Raw genomic sequence first — 24,747 nt, 5'->3', positions numbered from 1 at the left:
TGCTTCCGCCGCTGTGCGCCTGACCGGGCGCACACACCCCTCTTCCTGACCCCGTCGGAGAGCCCGAACGGCGACCCCCGGTGAACGCACCCGGGGCGCCGACCGTCGTGCGCCCGTTTCGCCACCGCCGAAACACACGACGACGAAGGATCCACCGTGCCAGAACGCTCCCTCCCCCTGTCCGGGTCCCCGACCCGCGGCTCCGCCCCCGCCGCCCGCACCCCCCTGACCCAGGGGCCCCTGCCGATCCTCGCCGCGGCGGTCCTGTGGGGCACCACCGGGACCGCCGGCTCCTTCGCCCCGGCGAGCGCCCCCGCCGCCGCCGTCGGCGCGGCGGGCCTGGTCCTGGGCGGGCTCCTGCTGTTCCTCACCGGCCGGGGCTCCGTCGCCCTCCTGACGCGCAGCGACCGGTCCACCCGCTGGACCCTCGCGCTGGGCGCCGTCGCCGTCGCCGGGTACCCGCTGTCCTTCTACCCGGCCGTGGCGAACGCGGGGGTCGCCGTCGCCACGGTGATCACCCTCGGCAGCGCACCGGTCTTCTCGGGGCTGCTGGCCTGGCTGACCGGCCGGAGCCGGCCCACGGCCCGGTGGACGGTCGCGACGGCCGCCGCCGTCCTGGGGTGCGCGGTCCTCGTGCTGGGCTCGGAGCTCGGCGGGGGCGGGTCGGCGGTGCGCCCGTCGGGGGTGCTGCTGGCGCTGGCCGCCGGGTTCTCGTACTCCGCCTACGCGCTCGTCGCCGAACGCCTGATCCGCAGGGGCCACTCCTCCCCCGCCGTGATGGGCACTCTGTTCGCCGGCGGCGGAATCGCCGTCCTGCCCGTGGTGCTGGCGACCGGAACGGCGTGGCTGGCCACGGTGAACGGCGCGCTGGTCGCCCTCCACCTGGCGGTGTTCACCGTGTTCCTCGCCTACCGCCTGTTCGGTCACGGGCTGCGGCACACGACCGCGTCGGTGGCCACCACGCTGACCCTGGCCGAGCCGGCCGTGGCCGCCCTTCTGGGGGTGCTGGTGGTCGGTGAGCGGCTGTCGGCGGTCTCCTGGACCGGGCTGGCCGTTCTCGCCCTGGGACTGGCCGTCCTGCGCGCGCCCGGCCGCCGCCGCGGCTGAGGGGCGCCCAGGGACGGCACCCGCTGTTCGACGGGCCCGGGACGACCATCAGGGACGGAACCGTCCCGGCGCCCCGACCCGAAAGGGTGCCGGGGGGCCGGAGCGGTGCGCTCCGGGCCCCCGGCACGCGGTCCTCAGGCCCGGCCGTCGACCAGGATCTCGACACGGCCGGGGTAGAAGGCGGCGTGCGAGCCGATCTCCGCGACCGCCGGGTACGGCTCCTCGTACGTCCACACGGCGTCGGTGAGCTCGTCACCGCCCGGCACGGCGATCGTGTAGTAGGCGGCGGTCCCCTTGAAGGGGCAGTAGGTGGAGGTCTGCGTGCGCCGCAGGAGCGAGGGCTCGATGTCGGCGAGCGGAACGTACTGGACGGGGCCGTAGTCCGCCTCGCGCAGGGTCAGCGCCGCGGTGGTGTCGGCGACGACCAGCCCGCCGACGCGCACCACGACCCGCGACGCGGTGGGCTCGACGGTGATCGGGTGGTCGGGCCCGGGGACCCTCGTGTCGTGTGCCATGGCCCGTGCCATCCCTTCGTTCCGACCGCGTTACCGCCCTCACTGTACGACGGACGCGCGGAAGCCCCCGGAGTGTCTCCGAGGGCTTCCGTGTCGGCGGGCGGCGTCCGGCCGGGTCGTGCTTCACGGGCGCAGGGCCCCCGAGCGGGAACCCGGCTGGCGCGGGCCGCGGGGCCTACTGCTCCTCGCGGTGGCGGCGCGCCGGGTTGACGGGCTCCAGCACCGCCAGGCACTCCACGTGGTGGGTCATCGGGAAGGCGTCGAACGCCCGGAGGTCCACCAGCTTGTACCCGGACCGCACGAACTCGGCGAGGTCGCGGGCGAGCGTGGAGGGGTCGCAGGAGACGTAGGCGACCTTGCGGGGCCGCGTCCCGGCGATGGACCGGACCACCTTGGTCCCCGCACCCGCCCGGGGCGGGTCCAGGGCCACCACGTCGGCCCGGACGTCCGCCCACTCGCGCAGCTGCGCGGCCACGTCGTTCTGCTCGACGCGGACCTGCTCCAGGTCCTTGAGGTTGTAGCGGGCGTCGCGCACGGCCTCGGCGCCGCTCTCCACGCCCAGGACGCGGCCCTCCGGACCTACCGCGTCGCCCAGGGCTCCGGTGAAGAGCCCCGCGCCGCAGTACAGGTCCATGGCGGTCTCACCGGGCTTGGGCTCCAGGGCGGCCAGGACGGCGTCGGTGAGGGTCTCGCCCGCCGCCGGGTGGACCTGCCAGAAGCCGCCCGCGCTGACGCGGAACTCGCGGCCGTTGACGGTCTCGCGCACGCCTCGGCGTCCGCGCACCTGCTGGACGCGCCCGCCCTTGAAGCGGCGGAGCACCGCGCTGGACGCCTTGAGGTCGGGCATCGTGCTCAGCCTGGCCTTGGTGGGCGTGACGACGACGGCGCGGTCGGCACAGCTGGACGAGGCCACGGCCTCGACGTCCTTGGTGTCCTCCCACGTCACGTCGGTGACGCCCAGTTCGGCCACGCCCGGGTGGGCGATGAGGCAGCGGTCGATCGGCTCGATGTCGTGGGAGCGGTGGCGGCGCAGTCCGGCGTGTCCGTCGGTGTCCACGGAGAAGCGGACCCTCGTACGCCAGCCCAGGCCGTCGGGGGTGCCCGGAAGCTCCTCGACGACGACGTCCCGCTCGATGCCGGCGATGTGGCGCAGCTGCTCGGCGACGACCGTGCCCTTGAGCCGGCGCTGCGCCTCCAGGGAGGCGTGCTGCCAGTCGCAACCGCCGCACTTGCCGGGGCCGGAGAACACACAGGGGGCCTCGACCCGGTCGGGGGAGGCGCTGAGCACCTCGACCGCCTCGCCGCGCAGGAACCGCGTGGTCTCCTCGGTGACGCGGACGCGGACGTGCTCCCCGGGAAGGGCGTGCCGGACGAAGACGACCTGGTCGTTGTGGCGGCCCACACACCAGCCCCCGTGCGCCACGTCGTCTACTGTCAGCTCGAACTCATTGCCCACGCGGGTCATCGCTACGTCCTTGGGTGGTCGGGTCGGGTCACGTTCCGGGTGACCCTGCACGCACAGCCACCAAGCGTCCCCAATCTACCCGTCTCCGGGTACCGCCCGCGCTGTTCAGGCGCGTGCGCGGGGGCCGGGGCCCTCGCACGCGTCGGACCGATGTGTGCCAAGGTGTGACTGTGAGGGCACGCGGGACCACAGCGTGCGGCTGTCTCGACGGGAGTGCGGGCGAGGTGCACATCGTGATCATGGGGTGCGGCCGCGTGGGATCCACGCTGGCGCACACACTGGTGGACCTGGGGCACACCGTTGCGGTGATCGACCAGGACCCCGAGGCGTTCCGGCGGCTGCGCGGCTCCGTCTCCAAGTACGCGGTACGCGGCGTGGGGCACGACCGGGAGGTCCTGCAGTCCGCCGGGATCGACCGCGCGGGGGCGTTCGCCGCAGTCAGCAACGGCGACAACTCGAACATCATCGCGGCCCGGGTGGCCCGCGAGGCGTTCGGGGTCGAGAACGTGGTGGCGCGGATCTACGACCCGCGCCGCGCGGAGGTCTACCAGCGGCTGGGCATCCCCACCGTCGCCACGGTGCGGTGGACGGCGGACGCCTTCCTGCGCCGGATGGTGCCGGGCGACGACCAGCTCGCCGCGGGCCCCGAGTGGCAGGACGCGTCCGGGACGCTGGCCATGAACGAGGTGCCCCTTCCGCCGGGGTGGTCGGGCGGCAGGGTCGGCGAGCTGGAGGAGGCCGCCTCGGCGCGGGTCGTGTACCTGGCCCGCCGGGGCAGGATCGTGCTCGCCGCGACCGGCGACCGCCTGGAGGAGGGCGACGTCCTGCACGTGGTCGGGTACGGCCGCGACCCGGTCGCCCTGCCCGAACGGCAGGCCGGCCCACCGGAAGCGCCGGACGACGAGACGGGGCGTGGCTGAGATGCGGATCGCCATCGCGGGCGCCGGGAGCGTGGGCCGCTCCATCGCCAAGGAGCTGGCGGGCAGCGGCCACGACGTGCTGCTGATCGACCGGGACACCCGGGCCATCGGGCTGGACGACCTGCCCCAGGTGGAGTGGCTGCTCGCCGACGCGTGCGAGCTCGCGACCCTGGAGGACGCCCGTCTGGGCGACTTCGACGTGGTCGTCGCGGCCAGCAGCGACGACAAGGTCAACCTGGTGGTGTCCCTGCTGGCCAAGACCGAGTTCGACGTGGACCGGGTGATCGCCCGTATCAACGACCCCGAGAACGAGTGGCTGTTCAACGAGACGTGGGGCGTGGACCTCGCGGTGTCACCGCCGAGGCTGATCGCCGATCTGGTCGAGGGAGTCCCCGACGACCCGGACGAGGAGGGGACGCTGCCGCCGCTGCCCGGCGCGGAGATCGCCGAGTCGGTGCTGCACGCCGCCAGCCCCTTCGCGGGCGCCTCGGAGGCGGAGCTGACCGGGGCGCTGCCGGAGGGCGTCGCGCTGGTGGCGGTCCTCGGCCCCGGCGGGGTGCGCCCTCCGGACCCGGGCCGGACCCTGTCGGTGGGCAACACGGTGGTGTTCCTGGCCGACCCCGAGGCGCTGGGCCCCCTGGAGACCCTGCTGGGTCCGGTGGACGACCCCGGGAACGCCTGACCCCGGGGGAGCGGCCCTTCGGGGAGACCACTGGGAACCGTCGGTGGCCCGCGCCGCGCACACCACAGGTGCGGGCCGCGGGCCGCCGGGACCGCCGTGACTACGCGCCGGCCTCGCGCACGCCGCCCTCGGCCGCGCCCGCCTCCGAGTCCTCCAGCGGCGTCCGGCCGCGCGCCAGGACCCACACCATGCCCGCGAACGCGGCCACCTGGAGCGGCCAGCCCATGGCGATCTTGGAGAGCCCGAGGAGGCCGAACGTGTCGGCCCACCCGTAGGTGTCGGCCATCCACAGCGGGTACTGCACGAGCACGCGGACCACGCAGGGCAGCACCAGCAGCCAGGTGAGGCGTGAGGCCAGCTTGACGACCGCGGGGTTGGCACGCCAGGAGGTGAAGTCCTCCTTGTTCCCGATGAACGGCCCGATCATCAGGCCGATCGCGGGCCAGCGGACCAGGACCGACAGGCTCAGCACCACGGAGTAGACCGCGTTGTAGATGATCCCGGGCAGGAAGGCGTCGGCGGCGTTGCCGCTGCGCATCGCGAACACCGCGGCGATGCCGATGCCGAACAGGCTGGTGACCACGAACTGCACCGACGAGCGCTGGACGAGCCGGACCACGCCCAGGATCAGCGCGGCGACCACACCGAGGGTGATCGACAGCCTCAGGTCGGAGGCGATGACGTAGGAGAGCGTGAAGGTCAGCGTGGGCATCGCCGCCTCGACCATGCCGCGCTTCCCGCCCAGTGCCTTGGACAGCTGGGAGCGGACGAGCGCCTCGACCGTGTCCTCGGTGACGGCCGGGGCCTCCGGCGCCGCGGGTTCACCGGCCGCCTCGGGCACCGACGCGCCCGAGGCGGAGCCGTCCCGTGCGGGCGCCTCCGTCGTGTCGTCCGCCCCGGCCGCCGGGGCGGCCTCCCCGGCTGCCCGCTGCTGCTCAGTCATCCTGCTCCCGGTCCGGTCTGTCCTCGGTGGCCTTCGCTCCGCGGGGCCTCTCCCGCGCGGCTCCGCCGGCCATGGTCTCCCACACTATTGGACGCGTCACGGCCTCCGGGGCCGGACGCCCCGCCTGCCCTCCACGCCCCGTCCGCCTTTGTCATGCTTGGCGCGGGCTTGTCACGTGCGACTTCTCACCGCGGGCCCTTCGCGGACGGCGGACTCCGCGGTCTCCCCGCGCGCCGGCCGGTCCGGGCGGACCCGCGGGCGCTGGCGGGTGTCGGCGCGACTACGTACGCTGGCGGCCAGAGCACCCGGAGCGCCTACGCGAGGAACACCATGCAGCAGAGCACGCCCCCTCGGACGGACCACCTGGAGTTCGCCGCCGCCCTCGACCGCGTGCTGGTCCGGCCCGGCGCCTCGCACGTGTGGTCACCGCACTCGGTGGGGACGGTGCTGGCGCTGCTCGCCACCGGGGCCGCGGGCCGCACCCTGGCCGAGCTGGAGTCCCTCCTCGGCACCGACGCCAAGGGGCTGTTGGACGCCCTGGACGCCGCGGTGGCCGCGGACGGCGGCCCGGACCTGGCCACGCTGAACGGCCTGTACGTGCCCGCCGACCTCCCCGTCCGGGCGGAGTTCCGGGCGCGGGTGGGCGAACGCCCCAGTGCGGAGGTGGAGGGCGCCGACTTCGAGAACGACGCCGAGGGCGTACGCACCAGGGTCAACGGCAAGGTCGCCGACGTGACGCACGGCCTGATCGACGAGCTGCTGCCCGCGGGCAGCATCAGCGCGGACGTGCGCCTGCTCCTGGTCAACGCCCTGTGGGTCAAGGTGGTCTGGTCCGACCCGTTCGAGGCCGGCCTGACCCGGGACCGGCCGTTCCACGCCCCGGGCGGAAAGCGCGACGTCCCCACCATGCACCGGTCGGCCCGTCTGCCCCACGCGCGGGCGCAGGGGTGGAGCATGGTCGGTCTGGAGGGCGACCACGGCCTCACCCTGGACGTGCTGCTCCCCGACGAGGCCGCGGACACCCCTCCCCCGCTGTCGGCGTCCGCTCTGGCCGACCTCTACCGGGGCCGTTCGTCCCAACAGGTCGAGCTGGCCCTGCCCCGGTTCGCCGTGGAGACCGACACCTCCCTGCTGGAGCCCCTGGGCTCCGTGGGCGTGCGCCACATGGTCACGGACGAGGCCCGATTCGACGGGATCAGCGAGGAACCCCTCCGGGTGGACGAGATCCTGCACCAGTCGGTGCTGAAGGTGGACGAGAAGGGCGCGGAGGGCGCCGCCGCCACGGCCGTGATGATGCTGCGTGCGGCGTCCGTCCCCCTCCGACCGATCAGGTTCACCGTGGACCGGCCGTTCGTGTTCGTGCTGCGCCGCGGCGAGTCGATCCTGTTCCTCGGGCGGATCGCGGACCCGGTCGACCCCGGCCCCGCCTCCTGACGCCCGCTCCCCCGGCGCAGCCCGGTCGGCCGCCCGCGGTGGACCGCCGCGGGCGCCCGCGGGGTGGCGCGGCCGGTCGGGCGGGCCACGGGCGGACCTGCGTCGGGCCCAGGGGGCTGCGCCACCGGACGGCCGTGGGAGCGCGGTGACACGGGCGGGCCGGGAAGGCGCGGAGTGCCCGCACCGGGCGACCCCCGGGAGCGGGGACGGGCTCCGGGGCCGGGCGGCCCCGGTCGCGGCTACCGCGGATCCGTGCCGGCGGCCAGGAACGCGCCGGTGACCTCGGCCAGCTCCGCGCGCGCCGCCTCGTCCGACAGCACGGCCTCGCCGTCCCCGCTCTGGGGGCCGTAGGCGCCGAACTGGGCGTGGTTCATCCCCTCCACCTCCACCGACTCGGCGGACTCGGGCAGGTGCCGGCCGTTCTCCTCGAACTCCGCGGGGGTGGTGAGCCCGTCCCTGCCGCCCGCGACCGCCAGGACACGGAGGTCGTCCCGGGTGTCCAGACCGGCCGACTCGGTGGCGTAGGACGCCCACAGGATCAGTCCTGCCACCTCGGGCGCGGGGTCGCCGCCCGTGTAGGTCGCCGCCATCGCCCCGCCCAGGGAGTGCCCGCCCACGTACCAGGTCTCCACGTCCGGGGCCGCGTCCACGGCGGAGTCGGCCCGGTTCGCGTCGAACACGGCCAGGTTCAGGCGCAGCCGGGGGATGACGACGGTGACCCCGGTGTCGGCGACCACCGGAGCCCACGAGGCGACGTAGGCCTCCGGTTCCACCCTGGCGCCGGGGTAGAACACGACACCGGTGTCCGTGGCGTCCCGGGCAGGTTCGAGGACCACCGCGTCCCCGGCGTCGCGTACCCGTACGTCCGGGTTCTCCTCCGCGGCGGCCAGGGGCGCGGGTTCGGCCGGGTACGGGGAGAGCGCCCATCCGAGGAAGGCCGCGCAGGCCGCGAGCAGCACGACCAGGAGCCCTGCGGCCACCACCCACCAGCGGCGCCGCCGGGGCGGGTGCTGTACTTCCTTGGTCACGTCGTGCCCCTCCTCGGGCTCGCGCCCGGGGGACCGGGCGTGCGTGTCCTGCGACACGCGCTGTCGTTGTGCTGGTGGCGTCGGCTCACCGCGAGCCGCGCCGGGAACCCGCCGTTCGGCGGCACGGCCGGGAAACCCGGTACCGGAACCGGCGCCGGTCGGAACCCCGCTGCCCGTCCGGGGACCGACGGGGTCGCGGAGGGCGTGTGCGGAGCACCGGGGGTGTCCGCCCGCCGGAGGCCGGACCGTAGCGCCCGGGGCGTGGCGGCCGCATCCGGGACCGCGTCCGCCGGACCTCCTCCCGCGGCGGCTCCGCGCTCGTGCGGCACCGCCCGGCCGTGCGTCGCACGGTGTCCTGCGGGAGACCGCCCGGAAGGCCCCCACCACCTCGGGAGCCTTCCGGAAGGCGCTCCCTAGACCTCGAAGACCTCGAAGGCGGTGGCGAGCGGCACCCCGGCCCACGCGCCCGCCCGGGCCGCTGCCTCGGGCAGGAACGACTTCTGGTCGAACCCGTCCAGGTTGGACAGGTAGACGGCGTGCGCGTCCAGTGAGGCGACCCCTGCGGCCAGGTCGGCCTCGCTCAGCTCCACGTAGTGGGTGGCGCGCGGCGAGGCGCCGAAGGCCACGAAGCGGACCCCCGACCAGGGGTCGAGGCCCTCCTCCTTCAGCTCGGGGAACACCCACCGGTTGGCGGCGTCGCGGACCGCGTCCAGCAGTGCGGGGCCGAGGACCCGGTGGTCGGCGTGGTTGAAGCCGCCGCCGCCCGCGAAGTGGTCGCGGAAGTTGATGGAGACGATCGCCTCGGGCCGGTACCGCCTGACCGCCGCGGCGACGGCCCTCCTCAGGGGCAGCCCGTACTCCAGGGTGCCGTCGGGGAAGTCGAGGAACTCGACCGTGGACGCCCCCACCGCGGCGGCGGAGGCGTGCTGCTCGGCCATGCGCAGCGGCGCGCACTCCTCGGGGGCGAGGCCGTCGATACCAGCCTCACCCTTCGTGACCAGAAGCTCGACGACGTCCTTGCCCTGCCCGGTCCAACGGGCGAGCGCCGACGAACTGCCGAACTCCAGGTCGTCGGGGTGCGCGACCACCGCGAGGACCCGGTCCCAGTCCTCCGGGAGCGGCCGGGGAACGCTCTTCTCCGTCGTCTCTGTCATGGGGCAAAGACTACGGGGCGTCCCCGGCACCTCTCCGCGGGGTCGGGGTCAGGACTCCCCGGAGCCCTTCGGGGCGTCGCCGGGGACGGCGGGCCCGGCCGTGTCCGGCGCGGCGCCGTTGGGCGAGCGCCCGGCGTTGCCGTGCTGGGCGGCCTGCTGGGCGGCGCGCGTCTTGGCGGCCCGGGCCATCTGGTCCTGGATCTCCTTGGGCACGGTGATCTGGAGCAGTTCGTTCGGCGGAACCGGCTGGTCTCCGCGCACCACGACGATGTTGGCGAAGAGCTGTTCGATCTCGGCCATCACCTCGGGCTTGGAGGCGCCGTCTCCGCGGATCACACCGCGCAGCACCCAGCGCGGACCGTCCACGCCGATGAAGCGCACCCGCTGGGCGAGCTGCTTGCCGTCCTCGGTCGTGCGCCCCTTGACGGGGACGAGGGCCTTGAGCTCGGGGCCGAAGGTGCCGTCGTGGTCCTCGACCTTGCCGCCCTGCTTGACGACCTGCTCGCGCAGCTCCTCGCGCATCTCGTCCCACAGTCCGGAGGACTTGGGGGCGGCGAAGGGCTGCACCTGGAGCGCGCTCTTGCCGCGCACCAGGGTCACACCGATGATCTTCTGCTTGCCCTTGCCATCCTGGGCGACGTTCACCTGGATCTCGGTGCCCTGTTCCATGGGCAGCCGGATGCTGCCCAGGTCCATACGGCCGGCCTCGGGGGCGTTCTCGGTGGAGTCCCACGGGCCGGTGGCACGGTAGCGGTCCGCGTCCTTGGCCGGCTGGTCCCGTGGGCCCTCCGGCTCGACCTCGTTGCCGAAGGAGACGTCTCCGGCGGCCCCGCCCCTGGTGGGACCGGCCTCCGTTCCCCTTCTGTCGGTCTCGTTGTCCCGCTTCTTGCGGCGGCGTCCAAACACGCCTTCACCTCTCCGATTCCGTTGGTCCCGGGATCGCACCGGGGTTGGTGGGCGCCGTCACCGCTGTGCGGCGTGGCCCCCGGTCGAACCGAAACCGTCCGTCCCCCGGGCGGACTCCGGAAGGGAGTCGGCCTCGACGAACACGGCATGCTCCACCCGCTGGACGACCAGCTGTGCGATCCGGTCGCCCCGGGTCAGTTTCACCGGGGTGTCCCTGTCCGTGTTGAGCAGGATCACCTTGATCTCACCGCGGTACCCGGCGTCGATCGTGCCCGGCGCGTTGACCATGGTGACGCCGCTGCGCGCCGCGAGGCCGGAGCGCGGGTGCACGAAGGCCGCGTACCCGTCGGGGAGGGCGATCGCCAGACCCGTGGGGACCGTCGCGCGCTCGCCGGGGGCGAGGACGACGTCGACCGCGGTGTACAGGTCGGCCCCTCCGTCACCGGGACGCGCGTACGCGGGCAGGGGGAGGCCGGGGTCCAGGCGGTGGACCGTGATCGGGATCCGGCCGCCTTCCGGGGCAGTGGTACTCACATCGATCGAGCCTATCGCCCTCCGGGCGTTGCCCCGGTGTTCGGCGCCGCCGGTTCGCGCACGACGCGCCGGGGTGCCGCGACGACGGGGCGGGGCCGGATCGACTCCGGCCCCGCCCCTGTGCCCGGGCTGCGTCGCGCCCGGGTTCCGCGACGCTCGGCCGCGGCTCCGCCACTACCCCTCGGAAGCCTCCGACAGGGTCACCTCGACGGTGAGGTCGGTGTCGTCGGTGGCCTGGAAGTCGATCCCCGCGGCACGGCCCGCCGCGGCGATGTCACCGGTGGCGGCACGGGCGGACTCGACCCGCTTGCCGGACACCCGGACGTGCTCGACCTCGGCGCGCATGGACAGCTTGGCCTCGGACTTGGCCTTGCGGATGGCGCGCAGGACCTCGGCGGTGGCGGCGAGGACCACCGGGTCGCCGTCGGCGGCCGCGGCCCGGTAGGCGGCGGCGTCCGGCCAGGCCTGGGCGTGCACCGAGCCCTCCTGCCACCAGCTCCAGACCTCTTCGGCGACGAAGGGGACGAAGGGCGCGAACAGCTTGTGCAGGGCTCCCAGCGCGACGAGGAGCGCGGCGCGCGCGGAGGCGCCCTCGGCGGATCCGGTGTCGTAGGCGCGGGTCTTGACGAGTTCCAGGTAGTCGTCGCAGAAGTCCCAGAAGAAGCGCTCAGTGCGCTCCAGGGCCCGGGTGTGGTCGTAGGCGGCGAACGCGGCGGTGGCGTCCTCCACGACCTCGGCGAGCGCGGCCAGCATCGCCCGGTCGAGCGGCTCGGTCACCTGGGCCGGGTCGGCCGTGGCGCCGTCACCGGCGACGGACATGACGAACTTGCTGGCGTTGAGGATCTTGATGGACAGCCGCCGGCCGACCTTCATCTGGCCCTCGTCCAGGGCGGTGTCGGTGCCCAGGCGACCGCTCGCCGCCCAGTACCGGACCGCGTCCGAGCTGTACTTCTCCAGCAGCGCCAGCGGCGTGACGACGTTGCCCTTGGACTTGGACATCTTCTTGCGGTCCGGGTCCAGGATCCAGCCGGAGATGCCGGCCGTGTTCCAGGGCAGGGTGCCGTTCTCGAAGTTGGCGCGGACGACGGTGGCGAACAGCCAGGTGCGGATGATGTCCTGGCCCTGCGGGCGGTAGTCCATCGGGAAGACGCGCTCGAACAGGTCCTGGTCGCGTTCCCACCCGGAGGCGATCTGCGGGGACAGGGACGAGGTGGCCCAGGTGTCCATGACGTCGGGGTCGCCCATGAAACCGTCGGCACGGCCGCGCTGGTCCTCCGTGTAGCCCGCGGGGGCCTCGGAGCTGGGGTCGACCGGCAGCTGGTCCTCCGAGGGGAGGATCGGCTCGTCGTAGCGCGGGTTGCCGTCGGCGTCCAGCGGATACCAGACGGGGAAGGGCACGCCGAAGAAGCGCTGGCGGCTGACCAGCCAGTCGCCGTTGAGGCCGCCGACCCAGTTCTCGTAGCGGGCCCGCATGTGCTCGGGGTGCCAGGAGAGTTCGCGACCGCGTGCGATCAGCTGCTCGCGGAGGTCCTCGTCCCGGCCGCCGTTGCGGATGTACCACTGGCGGGTGGTGACGATCTCGAGGGGCTTGTCGCCCTTCTCGTAGAACTTCACCGGGTGGGTGATGGCCTTGGGGTCGCCGACCAGGTCGCCGCTCGCGCGGAGCAGCTCGACGGTGCGCTCGCGCGCCGTGTGGACGGTGGCGCCGACGAGCGAGTCGTAGGCCTCGCGGGCGGCGCCGGACTCCAGGCCGCGGGGCGGGTCGGCGATGATGCGGCCGTCCCAGCCGATGATGGGCCGGGTCTCCAGCTGGAGCTCACGCCACCAGGTGACGTCGGTGGTGTCACCGAAGGTGCAGATCATCGCGATGCCGGACCCCTTCTCGGGGTCGGCGAGGCGGTGGGCGCGGACCGGGACCTCGACGCCGAAGACCGGGGTGCGCACGGTGGTGCCGAACAGGTCCTGGTAGCGCTCGTCGTCGGGGTGGGCCACCAGGGCGACACAGGCGGCCAGGAGCTCGGGGCGGGTGGTCTCGATGTGGACCGGGGTGCCGTCGGGCTTGTGGAACGCGACCTTGTGGTAGGCGCTGGGGCGCTCGCGGTCCTCCAGTTCGGCCTGGGCGACGGCCGTCCGGAAGGTGACGTCCCACAGGGTGGGCGCCTCGGACATGTAGGCCTCGCCGCGGGCCAGGTTGCGCAGGAAGGCGCGCTGGGCGGTGCCGCGCGAGTTGTCGTCGATGGTGGCGTAGGTGTGCCGCCAGTCGACGCTCAGTCCGAGCGTGCGCCAGATGGACTCGAAGACCTTCTCGTCCTCGGCGGTGAGCGTGTCGCACAGCTCGATGAAGTTGCGCCGGGAGACGGGGACCTGCCGCTTGGGGTCGGGCTTGGCCGGCGGCACGAACTCCGGGTCGTAGGGGATCGACGGGTCGCAGCGGACACCGTAGTAGTTCTGGACGCGGCGCTCGGTGGGCAGGCCGTTGTCGTCCCAGCCCATCGGGTAGAAGACGGCCTTGCCGTTCATGCGCTGGAAGCGCGCGACGGTGTCGGTGTGCGTGTAGGAGAACACGTGGCCGATGTGCAGCGACCCCGAGACCGTGGGCGGCGGGGTGTCGATGGAGAAGACGTCCTCGCGGCTGCGGGTGCGGTCGAAGTGGTAGACGCCGGACTCATCCCATACGTCGACCCACTTCGCCTCGATACCGTCCAGCGAAGGCTTGTCGGGCATGCGGAAGGAATGAGAGCGGTTGGTCATGGGGCAATGGTAGTGCTCCCGTGGCCGTGATCGCTCCGGGTTTCCGGACGTCACAACGGGAGAAAAACACCCCCCGGGGGTATCCTGTCCTCAGGGGGTCCGCATGAAAGGATCACCCCGTACGCACATGAGGGACGTGCGCCCGTCGCACCCCCTCGTACACCCAACGGAAACGGTGGACGATTCACATGTCTAAGAAGGACGGCGGTGACGTCGGTCCCGCGCTCGTCGGGTTCGCGGCCGGGATCGCGGCGGAGTTCGTGATGCGCAAGGCCCTGAACTTCGCCTGGACCCGCGTGACCGGCGAGGAACCGCCCACGGACCTGGAGTCCCCCGACGTGAGCCTCGGCCGCGCCCTCAGCTGGGCCGTGATGGCCGGCGTGGGCGTGGAGGTGGCCCGGGTGCTGGCCGTGCGGGCCGCCCGGGCGAAGCTGGTCGGCGCCGGCCCCAAGGAGTTGGAGCCCTGAGGCCCAGGGCGCCCGGCGCCCCGTGACGGCGGCGGGCGGCCGACCGCACCACCCATGTGTGTGGTCGGCCGTCCGCCGTCGTTCTCCCGGTGGCCGCGCGTCCGGACGGGCGGGGAGCGTCCGGGCGGTACGCGCGACGCGCCCCCGGTGAGGGACGCGTCGAGTCGCGGCGGGGTCCGCTCGTCACGGACCGGGAGTCCCCTCGGACGGGACGGTTCAGCGGCCGCCCCGTCGACTCAGGTGCACTCCTTGCAGACCAACTGACCGGCGCGCTGCTCGGCGAGCTGGCTGCGGTGGTGCACAAGGAAGCAACGCGAGCAGGTGAACTCGTCGGCCTGACGCGGGAGCACGCGCACCGCGAGCTCCTCGCCCGACAGGTCGGCACCGGGCAGTTCCATGCCCTCCGCGACCTCGTCGGGGTCGACGTCGATCGTGCCGGTGCCCTTGTCCACGCGCCGCGCCTGCAGCTCCTGGAGGCTGTCCTCGTTGATGTCCTCGTCAGTCTTGCGCGGGCTGTCGTAGTCGGTGGCCATCTCTGCTAACTCCATCCCCCTCGTTCAGTGCCTCGTCGCGCGGGTGTAACGCTTGAGAGACCTTCGTTGTGCCCGGATCTGCCGATGAGTTTTCCCGATGTCGGTGAACCGTGTCCCCTCCCGGGCCACTGTCCACAGGTGAGCAGTGATTTCACGGGATCGTGACCGATGGCGGCCACATGTGACGGCTGCGCCAAGGGTCGGCCCCCTGTGTACTACCCAACGTCGAGCGCCTCGTAGACCTGGAAAACTCGCTTCCGCCCATTCCGGACAAAGCGCGAAGCACTCCCCCAGGGGCGGGCGAAAGCCAAGACATGCCCACGTCAGGAGGGATTCCCTCCGTGTCCACGCCCGGGGAAGCATACCCACCCGAGCGCGACGCTCGTGACACGGGTGGGCGTGTCTTCGGACACGTATAGATACCACGAAGTCCGCCCGAACGCAGCTTGGCCCCGACCCCCGGCCCCGTCGGGATTCTCCGGGGGGCGGCGCCCGGACCCCGGCGCGGGCCGGAACAGTCGGCGCCACAGGGGTTCGAGGGCGGTTCCGGGCGCGGATCAGCGCCGCTCGCCCGATTCCCCGGGCACGACCGGCAGGCACACGGTGACGACCAGCCCTCCGCCCGCACGCGGCCACGCGGTGACCACGCCCTCGTGGGCGCGCACCACAGACCGGACGATGGACAGGCCCAGACCGGCGCTGCGGCCGGAGCCGACCCTGTCGCTGGAGCCACGTCGGAACGGCTCGAACAGCCCCTCGATCTCGTAGGCGGGGATGACCTTGCCGGAGTTCTCCACCTGGACGGCGGGCATCCCCTCGTACATGCCGCTGCGGACGGTGATCTCGCCTTCCTCGACGTTGTACTTGAGGGCGTTCTCCACCAGGTTGCCGACGAGCCGCTCCAGCAGCACGGGGTCGCCGACCACCGGCGCGGGACGCAGGTCCTGGCGCAGGGACAGGCCGGAACCGGACAGGTCGCCGCCGAGCTGGCTGAGCACCGTCCCGGCGACCTCACCGAGGTCGACCCTGGCCCGGACGTCCAGTTCGCGGTCGCTCTTGGCGAGGAAGAGCAGGCCGTCGATGAGCCGTTCGTGGCGGGCGTTGGTCTCCAGGAGGGTCTGGCCGACGCTCTTGAGGTCGGCGGAGACGTCCGGGGCGCTGAGCGCCACCTCCAGGAGGGTCCGGTTGATCGCCAGGGGTGTACGCAGCTCGTGGGAGGCGTTGGCGACGAAGCGCCGCTGGCCGTCGAAGGCCCGGTCCAGGCGCTCCAGCATGCCGTCGAAGGTGTCCGCCAGCTCGCGGATCTCGTCGTCGGGGCCAGACAGGGCGATCCGCTCGTGCAGGGACCGCTCCGAGAGCCTGCGCGCGATGCGGGTGATCTTCTGCAGCGGCGACAGGGCCCGCCCCGCCACCGCGTACCCCAGGGCCACCGCCAGGAGCCCCACCAGGAACAGCGCCAGCAGCGAGAACCGCGTGACGTGGGTGAGGACCTCCTCGATGAGGTAGCTGTGGGCGAGCAGCTCGGAGGCGGTCTCCTCCGCGAGGAGCGCGTTGAGCAGGACCGCCACGACCAGGTAGTTGACCAGGACCAGCACGGAGCCCGCGGCGAAGAACAGCATCCCGTAGATGAGGGTGAGCCGCGCGCGCAGGCTGATGTTGTCGGTGAAGCGGTGGACCCGGTCGGCGGCCGCGGAGCGCTCCACGGCCTCGCCCTTGGGCGAGGTGGAGTGCAGTCGGCGCCACGTCCCGGTGTCACCCGGGCTGGTGGGTTCCACCTGCCCGGGCTCGGGACGCTCCCCCGGTCTCACAACCGGTACCCCGCACCGGGCACGGTCTGGATCACGGGCGGGTCGCCGAGCTTCTTGCGCAGCGTCATGACGGTGACGCGGACGACGTTCGTGAAGGGGTCGGCGTTCTCGTCCCAGGCCTTCTCCAGCAGCCCCTCGGCGCTGACCACGGTCCCCTGGGCGCGCATGAGCACCTGGAGCACGGCGAACTCCTTGGGCGTGAGGGGGATCTCCCGGTCGCCGCGGTACACGCGGTGGTTGGCCGGGTCGAGGGTGATGTCGTGGCGCTCCAGGACGGGCGGGAGCGGCGGCGCGGAGCGGCGGCTGAGCGCGCGTACGCGGGCGATGAGCTCCGCGAAGGCGAAGGGCTTGGCCAGGTAGTCGTCCGCTCCGATGGTGAGTCCCTCGACCTTGTCCTGGACACCGCCGGAGGCGGTGAGCATCAGGATGCGGCCGTTGTAGCTCTCGTTGACGAGGGTGCGGGCGACGTCGTCGCCGTGGGTGCCCGGAAGGTCCCGGTCCAGCACGACGACGTCGTAGTCGTTGACGGCCGTGTGCTCCAGGGCGGTGTCACCGTCGTAGACCACGTCCACGGCCATCGCCTCGCGGCGCAGTCCGACCGCCACAGCGTCGGCCAGGACTCGTTCGTCTTCGACCACGAGTACGCGCACGTTGTTCCTCTGAAGCGTTGGTACCTGGAAAAAAAGGGGCCGCTGCCGGCGCATCCCCCAACACACCGGCAGCGGCGTTCTTGGTCCCGGCCGCGTCATCCGTTCTTTCACAGCCGGGGTAAGGAGACGGTAAACCCGTCGCGGCGGTTTCGCGAACCGGCCGCCCACCTCACCCCCGTGTGACCACGGGCGCTGAGCCGGGAGCTTTACAGCCCCCTCGCGCACGGGGAGCCGCCGCCGACGAATCCCCCAACCGTCGGCAGCGACCCAACCCCGCACATCTTGAATCTGACACATGAAGAATAAGGACCAAGTAAGCGCAAGACCCCGGAGGGAAATGTGTCGTGGGACACCTTTGCCCCGGCCTTGACCATGGCCGGACGGGCACCGCCGGGCCCTCGCCCCGGACTCCCCTCCACGGAGTCGTTCCCACCCTGCGGAGCACGACCCGGACACCGGAGCGGATTACGGAAACATCACGTACGGGTGGCGGTGGTTTGACCCGGGTCACAGTGCGGTACACGTAAGGGATGCGCGCACGGACCACCGACCCGAGGGTCGGACCGCGGCGCGCACGCGTGTCACAGGGTCGTGACCACTTGGGTCCGCGGACGCCTCCGGCGTCCGCGAACGGATCCGCACCGGCGCACCGGCGTGCCCCGGTGCCTACCCCTGGAAGAGGTGCAATGGGCGAGTTCCTCGCGGAGATCACGGTCCGTATCAACGAGACCAACAGTTCGTACCGGGCGGCGCAGGCCGCCGGAGACGACTTCCTCGCCGACACGCATGCGTCGGAACTGGAGGACCTGCGCCGCATCGCGGCTCGCAACGGTCTCGACACCGGCGTCTAGGCCCCGGGGCCTGCAGGTCGACTGACGACAGCCGCCCGGATCCCTCCGGACCGGGACGGCTGACGGCACCGCGGCGCGGTGGGGCATCGGGCTCCCACCGCGCCTTCCGTGTATCCGGGGTCAGCCGTCGGTGTCGGCGCCCAGAGGCGCCAGGAGGGCGTCGAGGGCGTCGTAGAGCTCCGGCCGACCCGCGATGACGAGGTCGTTGCTGGGGGGCCCGCCCCGGAGCCCGCCCACGCGGACACCCGCCTCGGAGGCGACCAGGCCCGGCGCGGACCAGTCCCACGCGTGGAGTCCGCGCTCGTAGTACGCGTTGTAGCGGCCGGTGGCGAGACCCGTCAGGTCCACGGCCGCCGATCCCCCGCGCCGGATGTCGCGGATGTGCGGCACGACCTCCAGGAGGACCCTCGCCTGCTGGACCCGCCGCTCGGGGAAGTAGCCGAAGCCGGTGGCGACCAGGGCGAGGTTCAGGGGGACCGCGGGAGGAGCCTGGAGGGTCTCGCCGTTGCGGCGGGAGCCGCCTCCCAGGACCGCCTCGAACATCTCCCCGCGCGCGGGGACGTTGACCGCGGAGGCGACCACCACGCCGTCGACCTCGGCCGCGATGGCCACTCCCCAGTCCGGGCTTCCGTAGAGGTAGTTGACGGTGCCGTCGATCGGGTCGACGACCCAGCGGACACCGCTGGTGCCCTCGTCGTCACCGCCCTCCTCCCCCAGGACGGCGTCACCCGGGCGCTCGGCGAGCAGGCGGGCCCGGATGAGGTCCTCGGTGGCGCGGTCCATCTCGGTGACGACGTCGGTGGGGCTGGACTTGGTGTCGAGCACGGTGATGCCCGCCTGGCCCTCGGCGGCGAGGTCGCCCGCCTCCGCCGCCACTCTCACGGCGAGGTCGCGCAGGCTCTCGCGGTCGGGTGCGGCGTGGGTGGTACTCACTGGTGGTTCTCCCCGTCGTGGCGTGGCCCCGGGCGGCTCCGCCCGGACGCGGGTCCGCCCGGGTACCCGGTACGCATGCTGGTGCGGGTCCGGGGCGTCACCGACGCCCGCGAGGAACCCGCAACCGCACTCTACGCCCGGAGGCCGGAGGCGGCCCGCGCGGATTCCGGTGCGGACCGGAGCAGGCACGGGGCGGGGGCGGAGCAGGCGCGGGCCGGGACCGGAGCAGGCACGGCCCGGACGCGGACAGGCCCCCCGGGCCGTACCCGGCCGGCCCCCGGAGCGGAGGCCACCGCGCCCGGCCCTCACCGCCGGCCGCACGGCCGGGGCGGTACCCGGTACCCGGTACCGACCAGCGGTACGCCGCACTGTTCCGGCGGCGGAGCGCATCACCTCGTCCGTATCGGGCACGGTTCGTTCCGGAGGAGGCATGAGAACGAACGAGTGGCCGTGCCCCGGTGCCCGGCCCCCGCACCGCCCGGGCACACCGCACGGGCCGGAGACGCACAAGAACGCACGGAGACCGGCAGCGCCGCGGGGCTCCGGCCCGCGCGGAACCCCGTCACCCGACGGATGTTCCGCACCGCTCCGGGACCGCTCGACGGCGGCGGATCTCCGCGCCCCGGGAGTCCACGAGCACACCGGCCCCCGGCATCGGGGCACCGCGAAGAGAAAGGGGTACCCGTCATGCGTCGTCGAGAGCAGGACCAGCGAACATGGCACACATCCAGCTACAGCCAGGGCGTCACCAACTGCGTCGAGGTGTCCGAGGGCACGACCACGGCCGTCCGCGACTCCCGCAACCGGGGCAGGGGGCACCTGGAGTTCCCCCACGGTGAGTGGACCGCGCTTCTCGTGACGGTCGCCTGACGGCCTTGCTCCGCCTGGCCTCACCGGCGCGGCCCGCGGGTCGCCGCCGCCCGCGGGCAGGTGGGGCAGGAATCCCCGGGTGCCCCGCCCGTCCCGGACGGGGCACAGCCGCGCGGCCGTCCGGTTCCCTCGCCGTGCCCGGGCGGGCGGCCCGGAGCTCCCGCCCGCCCCGGACGCCTGCGGGGCCGTCGGCGTCGGCGCGGGTGGCGCGGGGCGTCGAGGGCCTTCCGGTCCGGTGGTGGACGTCCCCCTCCACACCGGCGCCGGAGGCCCTCTTCGCGTGGGTCGGGCGGGGTGGGCCAACCCGGTGAACCTCCCCGGTCACAGCACTAGAGCAGTTCGGGCTTGACCCACTCCTTGCCGTGCACGTGGTGGTCGAGGAAGGCGTAGATGGTCTCGTACCAGATCTGGGCGTTCCCCGGTGTGAGGATCCAGTGGTTCTCGTCCGGGAAGTACAGGAACTTGGCGTCCACCTCGTGGAGCAGCAGGTCCCGCCACAGGCGCAACCCCTCGGAGATGGGCACCCGGTAGTCCTTGTCGCCGTGGATGACGAGCATGGGGGTGCGGATCTCCGCCGCGTGCAGGTGCGGCGAGTTGAGGATGTAGCGCTCGGGCCGGTCCAGCGGGGTGCCGAACTCCTGCTCCCACACCGGCGGGTAGTCGGTGGTCCCGTTGAAGCCGTCCAGGCCCCACAGGGAGGCGTGCGAGATGATCGCCTTGAACCGGTCGGTGTGCCCGGCGATCCAGTTGGCCATGTAGCCGCCGAAGGAGCCGCCCATCATGGCCGTGTGCTCGGCGTCGATGTCGTCACGGGCCTCGACGGCGTCCGTGGCGGACATGACGTCGGCGTACGTGCGCGGTCCCCACTTGCCCCAGGCGCGGCCGACCATCTCCTGCCCGTAGCCGGTGGACAGCGCCGGGTCGGGCAGCAGGACGGCGTAGCCGCGCGCGGCGAGCAGCCACGGGTTCCAGCGCCAGGACCAGCCGTTGAAGCTCATGTACGGGCCGCCGTGCACCCACAGCATGAGCGGTGCGGGGGACTCGGCGGAGGCCTCCTCCGGCAGGACGAGCCAGGAACGGATCCTGGTGCCGTCGTCGGCGGTGGTCTCGACCTCGGTCAGGGTGCCGGGCATGGTCAGCTCGGAACCGGGGGTGCGCAGGTACACGGGCTGTCCGTCCCCGGTGTCCGAGGCCAGGCGCACGGGCGCGGGCGGGGCGTCCCAGGCGTCGCGCAGCGCGTACACGTACCGGCCGTCGGGGGACGGGTTGAGTCCGCTGTAGGCGCCGTGGTCACCGGTGAGCCGGGTGACCGCCCCGGTGGCCGTGTCGATGCGGAACAGGGGGCGGCGGCCGTTCTCGTCCGCGGCGATGAACACGGCGTCCGAGTCTGCGGCCCAGGCGAGTTCGCGCGGCCACAACTCGTGCTCGGGGAGCAGGTCGCGGCCCTCCCCGGTGGCCAGGTCGACCAGCCACACGGTCTCGTCGCGCGGCCCGCCGTCGTACTCGCCCTCGTGGCTGCGGACGAGGAGGAGGTGTCCGCCGTCCGGCGAGACCTGCGGGCGCCCGAAGTCGTACGCGGGGTCGGTGGCGAGGGTGCGCCGCTCACCCGTGGCGGTGTCGACGGCGACGACATCGGTGCGGTGGGCGCCCTTGCCGACGGGGACCCGCCACTCGGTGTACAGGGTGGTGCCGTCGGGGCTGAGGGAGCCTCCCGCGCCCAGGAGCGCCATGCCCGCGTCCGGGGTGAGGTCGCGGGGGTCGCCGAGCCGGGCGTCGTCGTCGGCAGGCGGCGCGGCGACGAAGTAGCGGGGGTGGTCGGGGCCGATGTCGCTGTCCCAGGCCCGCACGGGGAGATCCTCGTGCAGGATGGCCGTGACCCCGGCCTCCGCCCGGGCCTTGCGGGCCTCCTTCTCCTCCTCGTCGTCCTCGCTGCGCGGCAGGACGTCGGAGGTGAAGGCGACCAGTCCGGAGTCCCGGGCGACGGTGAAGGGGCCGACGCCCCCGGGGCGGGAGGCCACCTGGCGGGCCTCGCCGCCGTCGGCGGGGAGGAGCCACAGGGCGGCCTTCGCCTTGTCCTCGGCCTTGGCCTCGGGGTCGGGTCTGCCGGTGGTGAAGAGCATCGACCCGTCGGGGAGGAAGCCGACGCCGCTCTCGCCCGCGGCGGAGCGGGTGAGGCGCCTGGGGGCGTGCCCGCCCTCGGACTCGGGGTTGACGTCGATCTCCCACAGGGCGCTGCGGAAGGACTTGTCGTCGGGGGCGAGGCCGCTGACGGGTGCGACCAGACGGGTGCCGTCGGGTGAGAGGCGCAGACCGTTGACGCGGCGAAGTCGGACGTACTCCGGCAGCTCATACCAGGAACGAACCAAGACACATACTCCTGAAGGTCGACTCGTGATCTGGGGAGACCCTATCGGGCAGATCCTGGGCGGCCACTGGTGCGGGCGGCCCGCGGACGGGCGGAGTCAGCAGCGTTTACCCAACCTACCGGCGTGCCCCGCGACCGTGCTCGTCCCCGGCCCCGGCGCGACCGCGCGACGGGGCCCGACTCCAGGATGCGCCCGGCGCAGTGGCGGTGGGAAGGCCCCTCCGGGAGCTGTGGACGGCCGCGGCCGTCGGCGCCCGGGAGGCCCCTCCGCGCGGCGGGGCGGCGTCCGCGCCCCCGCGAGCCGTTCGGGGTTCCGGGGCCTGTCCGCGTCGTCCCCGCGGGCCGCGCGGGTCAGCAGTCGCAGCCGTGGCAGCGCGGGAGAGAGCCCAGCCGCCGGGGCGCCGACTCGCCGGTGTACTCGCGGACCAGGCCGGTCACCATGGACACGAACGCGGGGTGCGTGCCGGGGCTGAGCGTGCGCTCGTAGCCGATGCCGAGCTTCTGGGCGGTCTCGCGCGCCTCGACGTCGAGGTCGAACTTGACCTCCATGTGGTCGGAGACGAAGCCGTGCGGGACGACGACCACGGCGGGCACGCCCTCCGCGGCGAGCTCCTCCATGCGGTCGTTGACGTCGGGCTCCAGCCAGGGCTGGCTGGGCGGGCCGCTGCGGCTCTGGTAGACGACCTCGAAGGGGTGGTCGCGGTCGAGGCGTTCCACCACCAGGCGGGCCACCTCGGCCAACTGGGCCCCGTAGGCGCCCTCGGGGCCGAACTCCTGCCCCGGTCCCCCGCTCTCCTGCGCCATCGACATGGGGATGGAGTGCGCGGAGAAGAGCAGGTGCGCTCCCCGTCGCTGGTCGTCGGGCAGGGCGTCCAGGGCCGCGAGGGTGTGCTCCACCAGTGGTTCGACGAACCCGGGGTGGTCGTAGAAGGGACGGATCAGGTCGACTTCGGGGGCGTCCTCCCCCAGCGCCGCGCGGGCGCGGGCGATGTCCTCCTCGTAGGCGGTGCGGCTCGACCAGTTGCAGTACGCGGAGGTGGGCAGGGCGAGTACCCGGCGCACGCCGTCGTCCCGCATCGCGGCGAGGGTGTCGGCGAGCATCGGCGCCCAGAACCGGTTGCCCCAGTAGACGGGCAGGTCGATGCCGTTGGAGGAGAAGTCGTCGGTGATCGCGGCGATCAGGTCCCGGCACTGCTGGTTGATCGGGCTCACACCCCCGAAGAGGAAGTAGTGCTCTCCGACCTCGGCGAGCCGCTCGCGGGGGATGTTGCGTCCGCGGGTGACGTTCTCCAGGAACGGGATGACCTCGTCCTCGCCCTCCGGGCCACCGAAGGAGATCAGCAGAAACGCGTCGTAAGGCCTCATGGACCTTATGAAACCAGCTCCCCGGGCCCCGCTCGCGCGACCCCCGGGGTCAGCGCCCTGTGGTCTTGGCCTCCCCGGCCCCACCTCGCCGGGGGCAGGGGGGCCTCCGCGGGAAGCACCCCTGGCGGCACAAGTGACCGGTGGGTAATGTCGCCGCATGACAGATGTGATCTGGCACACATGGTCGGGCACCTACCAGGCGCGCCCGCGACGTACGGCGGCCCCCGGCGGAACGGCGGCGGTCTCCGCGGCGGTCACCTCGGCCGCCGCCGAGGACCTGCGGGTCCGCATGGTCGGTTCGGGGCACTCCTTCACCGACGTGGCCGTCACCGACGGCCTCCTCCTCTCCCCCACCTCCCTGACCGGTGTGCGTTCGGTCGACCCGGCGGCCGGCACGGCCACCGTCGAGGCGGGGCTGCCCCTGTGCGACTTCAACGACGTCCTGGCCGGGCACGGTGTGGCCCTGGCCAACATGGGCGACATCGCCGTGCAGACCATGGCGGGCGCCGTGCAGACCGGCACCCACGGGACCGGCCGGGACGCGGGCGGGCTGGCCTCGCAGGTGGTCGGGCTGGAGATGGTGCTCGCCGACGGTTCGGTGGTGGAGTGCTCCGCGGACCGGGATCCGGAGCTGTTCCACTCCGCCCGGGTGGGCCTGGGGGCGTTCGGAGTGGTCACCGCGCTGACGATGGCGGTGCGCCCGGCGTTCCTGCTGCACGCGCGCGAGAAGCCTATGCCGTTGGACGAGGTGCTGGAGAGGCTCCCGGAACTACGGGAGGCCAACGAGCACTTCGAGTTCTTCTGGTTCCCGCACACCGGGAACACCAACACCAAGCGCAACAACACCGCGGAGGGCCCGTCGCGCCCCCTGTCCGGGTTCAGGGCGTGGCTGGACGACGACTTCCTGTCCAACACGGTCTTCGAGGGGGTGAACCGCGTGTGCCGCCGGTTCCCCGGGGCCGTCCCGGCCGTGAACCAGATCAGCTCGCGGGCGCTGTCGGCGCGCAGTTACACGGACACCTCGCACAAGGTGTTCGCGTCGGTGCGCGACGTGCGGTTCGTCGAGATGGAGTACGCGATCCCCGCCGAGCACCTGGTGGACGTGCTGCGCGAGGCCCGGCGGATCGTGGACCGGGGCGACCACCGGGTCAGCTTCCCCGTGGAGGTGCGGTTCGCCCCGGCCGACGACGTGTGGCTGTCGACCGCCTACGGGCGGGACACGGCGTACGTCGCGGTGCACATGTACAAGGGGACGCCGTACGAGGCGTACTTCGCAGACCTGGAGGCGGTGTTCACGTCCGTGGGAGGGCGCCCGCACTGGGGCAAGATGCACACGCGCGACCGTTCCTACCTGGAGAAGGCCTACCCGCGCCTGGGCGAGGCCGTGGCGGTGCGCGACCGCGTGGACCCGCGGCGGCGGTTCGGCAACGACTACCTGGACCGGGTCTTCGGCTGACGGCCCGGGC

The 24,747-nt window shown here is 73.2% G+C and carries 22 protein-coding genes; 8 read left to right on the top strand and 14 right to left on the bottom strand.

The features are described 5' to 3' along the window. The first annotated feature begins 177 nt into the window (after nucleotides 1–177). Complete coding sequence (locus tag Q8791_RS08235; RefSeq protein WP_330091121.1) at nucleotides 178–1,107, top strand: EamA family transporter; 930 nt, start codon at nucleotides 178–180, stop codon at nucleotides 1,105–1,107. A 134-nt stretch (nucleotides 1,108–1,241) separates the two neighbouring features. Here the strand turns inward: Q8791_RS08235 and Q8791_RS08230 are convergent, their stop codons facing one another. Next, entirely contained in the window at nucleotides 1,242–1,622 is a 381-nt protein-coding gene (locus Q8791_RS08230) for a DUF427 domain-containing protein (RefSeq protein WP_330091006.1), read from the bottom strand. 175 nt (nucleotides 1,623–1,797) lie between these two features. Further along, nucleotides 1,798–3,087 (bottom strand): class I SAM-dependent RNA methyltransferase, encoded by a 1,290-nt coding sequence (locus Q8791_RS08225; protein ID WP_330091005.1) that lies wholly within the window; start codon nucleotides 3,085–3,087, stop codon nucleotides 1,798–1,800. Between the two features lie 224 nt (nucleotides 3,088–3,311). On the opposite strand from Q8791_RS08225, the gene Q8791_RS08220 reads away from it, so the two are divergent. Both Q8791_RS08220 and Q8791_RS08215 read left to right on the top strand, forming a co-directional pair. Continuing rightward, nucleotides 3,312–4,007, top strand: a complete 696-nt coding sequence (locus Q8791_RS08220; RefSeq protein ID WP_330091004.1) for a potassium channel family protein — start codon at nucleotides 3,312–3,314, stop codon at nucleotides 4,005–4,007. Next, on the top strand, nucleotides 4,000–4,689 hold the full coding sequence (locus tag Q8791_RS08215; protein ID WP_330091003.1) for a potassium channel family protein: 690 nt from the start codon (nucleotides 4,000–4,002) through the stop codon (nucleotides 4,687–4,689). The genes Q8791_RS08220 and Q8791_RS08215 overlap by 8 nt, the downstream gene beginning before the upstream one ends. Nucleotides 4,690–4,789: 100 nt before the next feature. Here the strand turns inward: Q8791_RS08215 and Q8791_RS08210 are convergent, their stop codons facing one another. After that, nucleotides 4,790–5,632 carry a DUF3159 domain-containing protein gene (locus Q8791_RS08210; protein WP_330091002.1) on the bottom strand — a complete coding sequence of 281 codons (843 nt, stop codon included), beginning with the start codon at nucleotides 5,630–5,632 and terminating at the stop codon, nucleotides 4,790–4,792. A 330-nt stretch (nucleotides 5,633–5,962) separates the two neighbouring features. Here Q8791_RS08210 and Q8791_RS08205 point away from each other — a divergent pair, with 330 nt between their 5' ends. Then, nucleotides 5,963–7,066, top strand: coding sequence for a serpin family protein (locus Q8791_RS08205; protein WP_330091001.1), 1,104 nt, complete (start codon nucleotides 5,963–5,965; stop codon nucleotides 7,064–7,066). 239 nt (nucleotides 7,067–7,305) lie between these two features. On the opposite strand, the gene Q8791_RS08200 is transcribed toward Q8791_RS08205, so the two are convergent. From Q8791_RS08200 to valS, 5 genes are all read right to left on the bottom strand, one after another. Beyond that, the gene (locus Q8791_RS08200) at nucleotides 7,306–8,094 is read right to left on the bottom strand and encodes an alpha/beta hydrolase (RefSeq protein WP_330091000.1); all 789 of its coding nucleotides are present in this window, start codon (nucleotides 8,092–8,094) and stop codon (nucleotides 7,306–7,308) included. A 413-nt stretch (nucleotides 8,095–8,507) separates the two neighbouring features. Beyond that, nucleotides 8,508–9,248, bottom strand: coding sequence for a PIG-L deacetylase family protein (locus Q8791_RS08195; protein ID WP_330090999.1), 741 nt, complete (start codon nucleotides 9,246–9,248; stop codon nucleotides 8,508–8,510). A gap of 48 nt (nucleotides 9,249–9,296) precedes the next feature. Continuing rightward, nucleotides 9,297–10,154 (bottom strand): DUF3710 domain-containing protein, encoded by an 858-nt coding sequence (locus Q8791_RS08190; protein ID WP_330090998.1) that lies wholly within the window; start codon nucleotides 10,152–10,154, stop codon nucleotides 9,297–9,299. 57 nt (nucleotides 10,155–10,211) lie between these two features. Next, nucleotides 10,212–10,688, bottom strand: coding sequence for a dUTP diphosphatase (gene dut / locus Q8791_RS08185; RefSeq protein ID WP_330090997.1), 477 nt, complete (start codon nucleotides 10,686–10,688; stop codon nucleotides 10,212–10,214). 174 nt (nucleotides 10,689–10,862) lie between these two features. Beyond that, nucleotides 10,863–13,439 (bottom strand): valine--tRNA ligase, encoded by a 2,577-nt coding sequence (gene valS / locus Q8791_RS08180; RefSeq protein WP_330090996.1) that lies wholly within the window; start codon nucleotides 13,437–13,439, stop codon nucleotides 10,863–10,865. A 188-nt stretch (nucleotides 13,440–13,627) separates the two neighbouring features. Here valS and Q8791_RS08175 point away from each other — a divergent pair, with 188 nt between their 5' ends. Continuing rightward, a complete protein-coding gene (locus tag Q8791_RS08175; RefSeq protein ID WP_330090995.1) occupies nucleotides 13,628–13,906 on the top strand; it encodes a DUF4235 domain-containing protein in 279 nt (92 codons plus the stop codon). A gap of 236 nt (nucleotides 13,907–14,142) precedes the next feature. Here Q8791_RS08175 and Q8791_RS08170 read toward each other — a convergent pair whose 3' ends face one another. The 3 genes from Q8791_RS08170 to Q8791_RS08160 form a co-directional block, all read right to left on the bottom strand. Further along, nucleotides 14,143–14,439, bottom strand: coding sequence for a DUF4193 domain-containing protein (locus Q8791_RS08170; RefSeq protein WP_087100666.1), 297 nt, complete (start codon nucleotides 14,437–14,439; stop codon nucleotides 14,143–14,145). Nucleotides 14,440–14,996: 557 nt separating this feature from the next. After that, complete coding sequence (locus Q8791_RS08165) at nucleotides 14,997–16,247, bottom strand: sensor histidine kinase (RefSeq protein WP_330090994.1); 1,251 nt, start codon at nucleotides 16,245–16,247, stop codon at nucleotides 14,997–14,999. Continuing rightward, nucleotides 16,244–16,897, bottom strand: coding sequence for a response regulator transcription factor (locus Q8791_RS08160; RefSeq protein WP_330090993.1), 654 nt, complete (start codon nucleotides 16,895–16,897; stop codon nucleotides 16,244–16,246). Before Q8791_RS08160 ends, Q8791_RS08165 begins: the two co-directional genes overlap by 4 nt. A 686-nt stretch (nucleotides 16,898–17,583) precedes the next feature. Between Q8791_RS08160 and Q8791_RS08155 the strand changes: the two genes are divergently transcribed. After that, the gene (locus Q8791_RS08155; protein WP_330090992.1) at nucleotides 17,584–17,748 is read left to right on the top strand and encodes a hypothetical protein; all 165 of its coding nucleotides are present in this window, start codon (nucleotides 17,584–17,586) and stop codon (nucleotides 17,746–17,748) included. A 120-nt stretch (nucleotides 17,749–17,868) separates the two neighbouring features. On the opposite strand, the gene Q8791_RS08150 is transcribed toward Q8791_RS08155, so the two are convergent. Then, the gene (locus Q8791_RS08150; protein ID WP_330090991.1) at nucleotides 17,869–18,681 is read right to left on the bottom strand and encodes an inositol monophosphatase family protein; all 813 of its coding nucleotides are present in this window, start codon (nucleotides 18,679–18,681) and stop codon (nucleotides 17,869–17,871) included. A 687-nt stretch (nucleotides 18,682–19,368) separates the two neighbouring features. Here Q8791_RS08150 and Q8791_RS08145 point away from each other — a divergent pair. Further along, the gene (locus tag Q8791_RS08145; RefSeq protein ID WP_330090990.1) at nucleotides 19,369–19,551 is read left to right on the top strand and encodes a DUF397 domain-containing protein; all 183 of its coding nucleotides are present in this window, start codon (nucleotides 19,369–19,371) and stop codon (nucleotides 19,549–19,551) included. Nucleotides 19,552–19,880: 329 nt separating this feature from the next. Here Q8791_RS08145 and Q8791_RS08140 read toward each other — a convergent pair whose 3' ends face one another. Both Q8791_RS08140 and Q8791_RS08135 read right to left on the bottom strand, forming a co-directional pair. Next, nucleotides 19,881–21,917, bottom strand: a complete 2,037-nt coding sequence (locus Q8791_RS08140) for a S9 family peptidase (protein WP_330090989.1) — start codon at nucleotides 21,915–21,917, stop codon at nucleotides 19,881–19,883. Nucleotides 21,918–22,267: 350 nt separating this feature from the next. Then, complete coding sequence (locus Q8791_RS08135; protein WP_330090988.1) at nucleotides 22,268–23,281, bottom strand: ferrochelatase; 1,014 nt, start codon at nucleotides 23,279–23,281, stop codon at nucleotides 22,268–22,270. Between the two features lie 157 nt (nucleotides 23,282–23,438). Here Q8791_RS08135 and Q8791_RS08130 point away from each other — a divergent pair, with 157 nt between their 5' ends. After that, nucleotides 23,439–24,737: a D-arabinono-1,4-lactone oxidase gene (locus Q8791_RS08130; RefSeq protein ID WP_330090987.1), complete on the top strand. Its 1,299-nt coding sequence runs from the start codon at nucleotides 23,439–23,441 to the stop codon at nucleotides 24,735–24,737. The last annotated feature ends 10 nt before the right edge of the window (nucleotides 24,738–24,747 follow it).

It is taken from the genome of Nocardiopsis codii (assembly GCF_036327455.1).
Lineage (GTDB): Bacteria > Actinomycetota > Actinomycetes > Streptosporangiales > Streptosporangiaceae > Nocardiopsis > Nocardiopsis codii.
The sequence above is the reverse complement of the archived record's forward strand: the minus strand, read 5'-3'. Positions and strand labels throughout refer to the sequence as shown.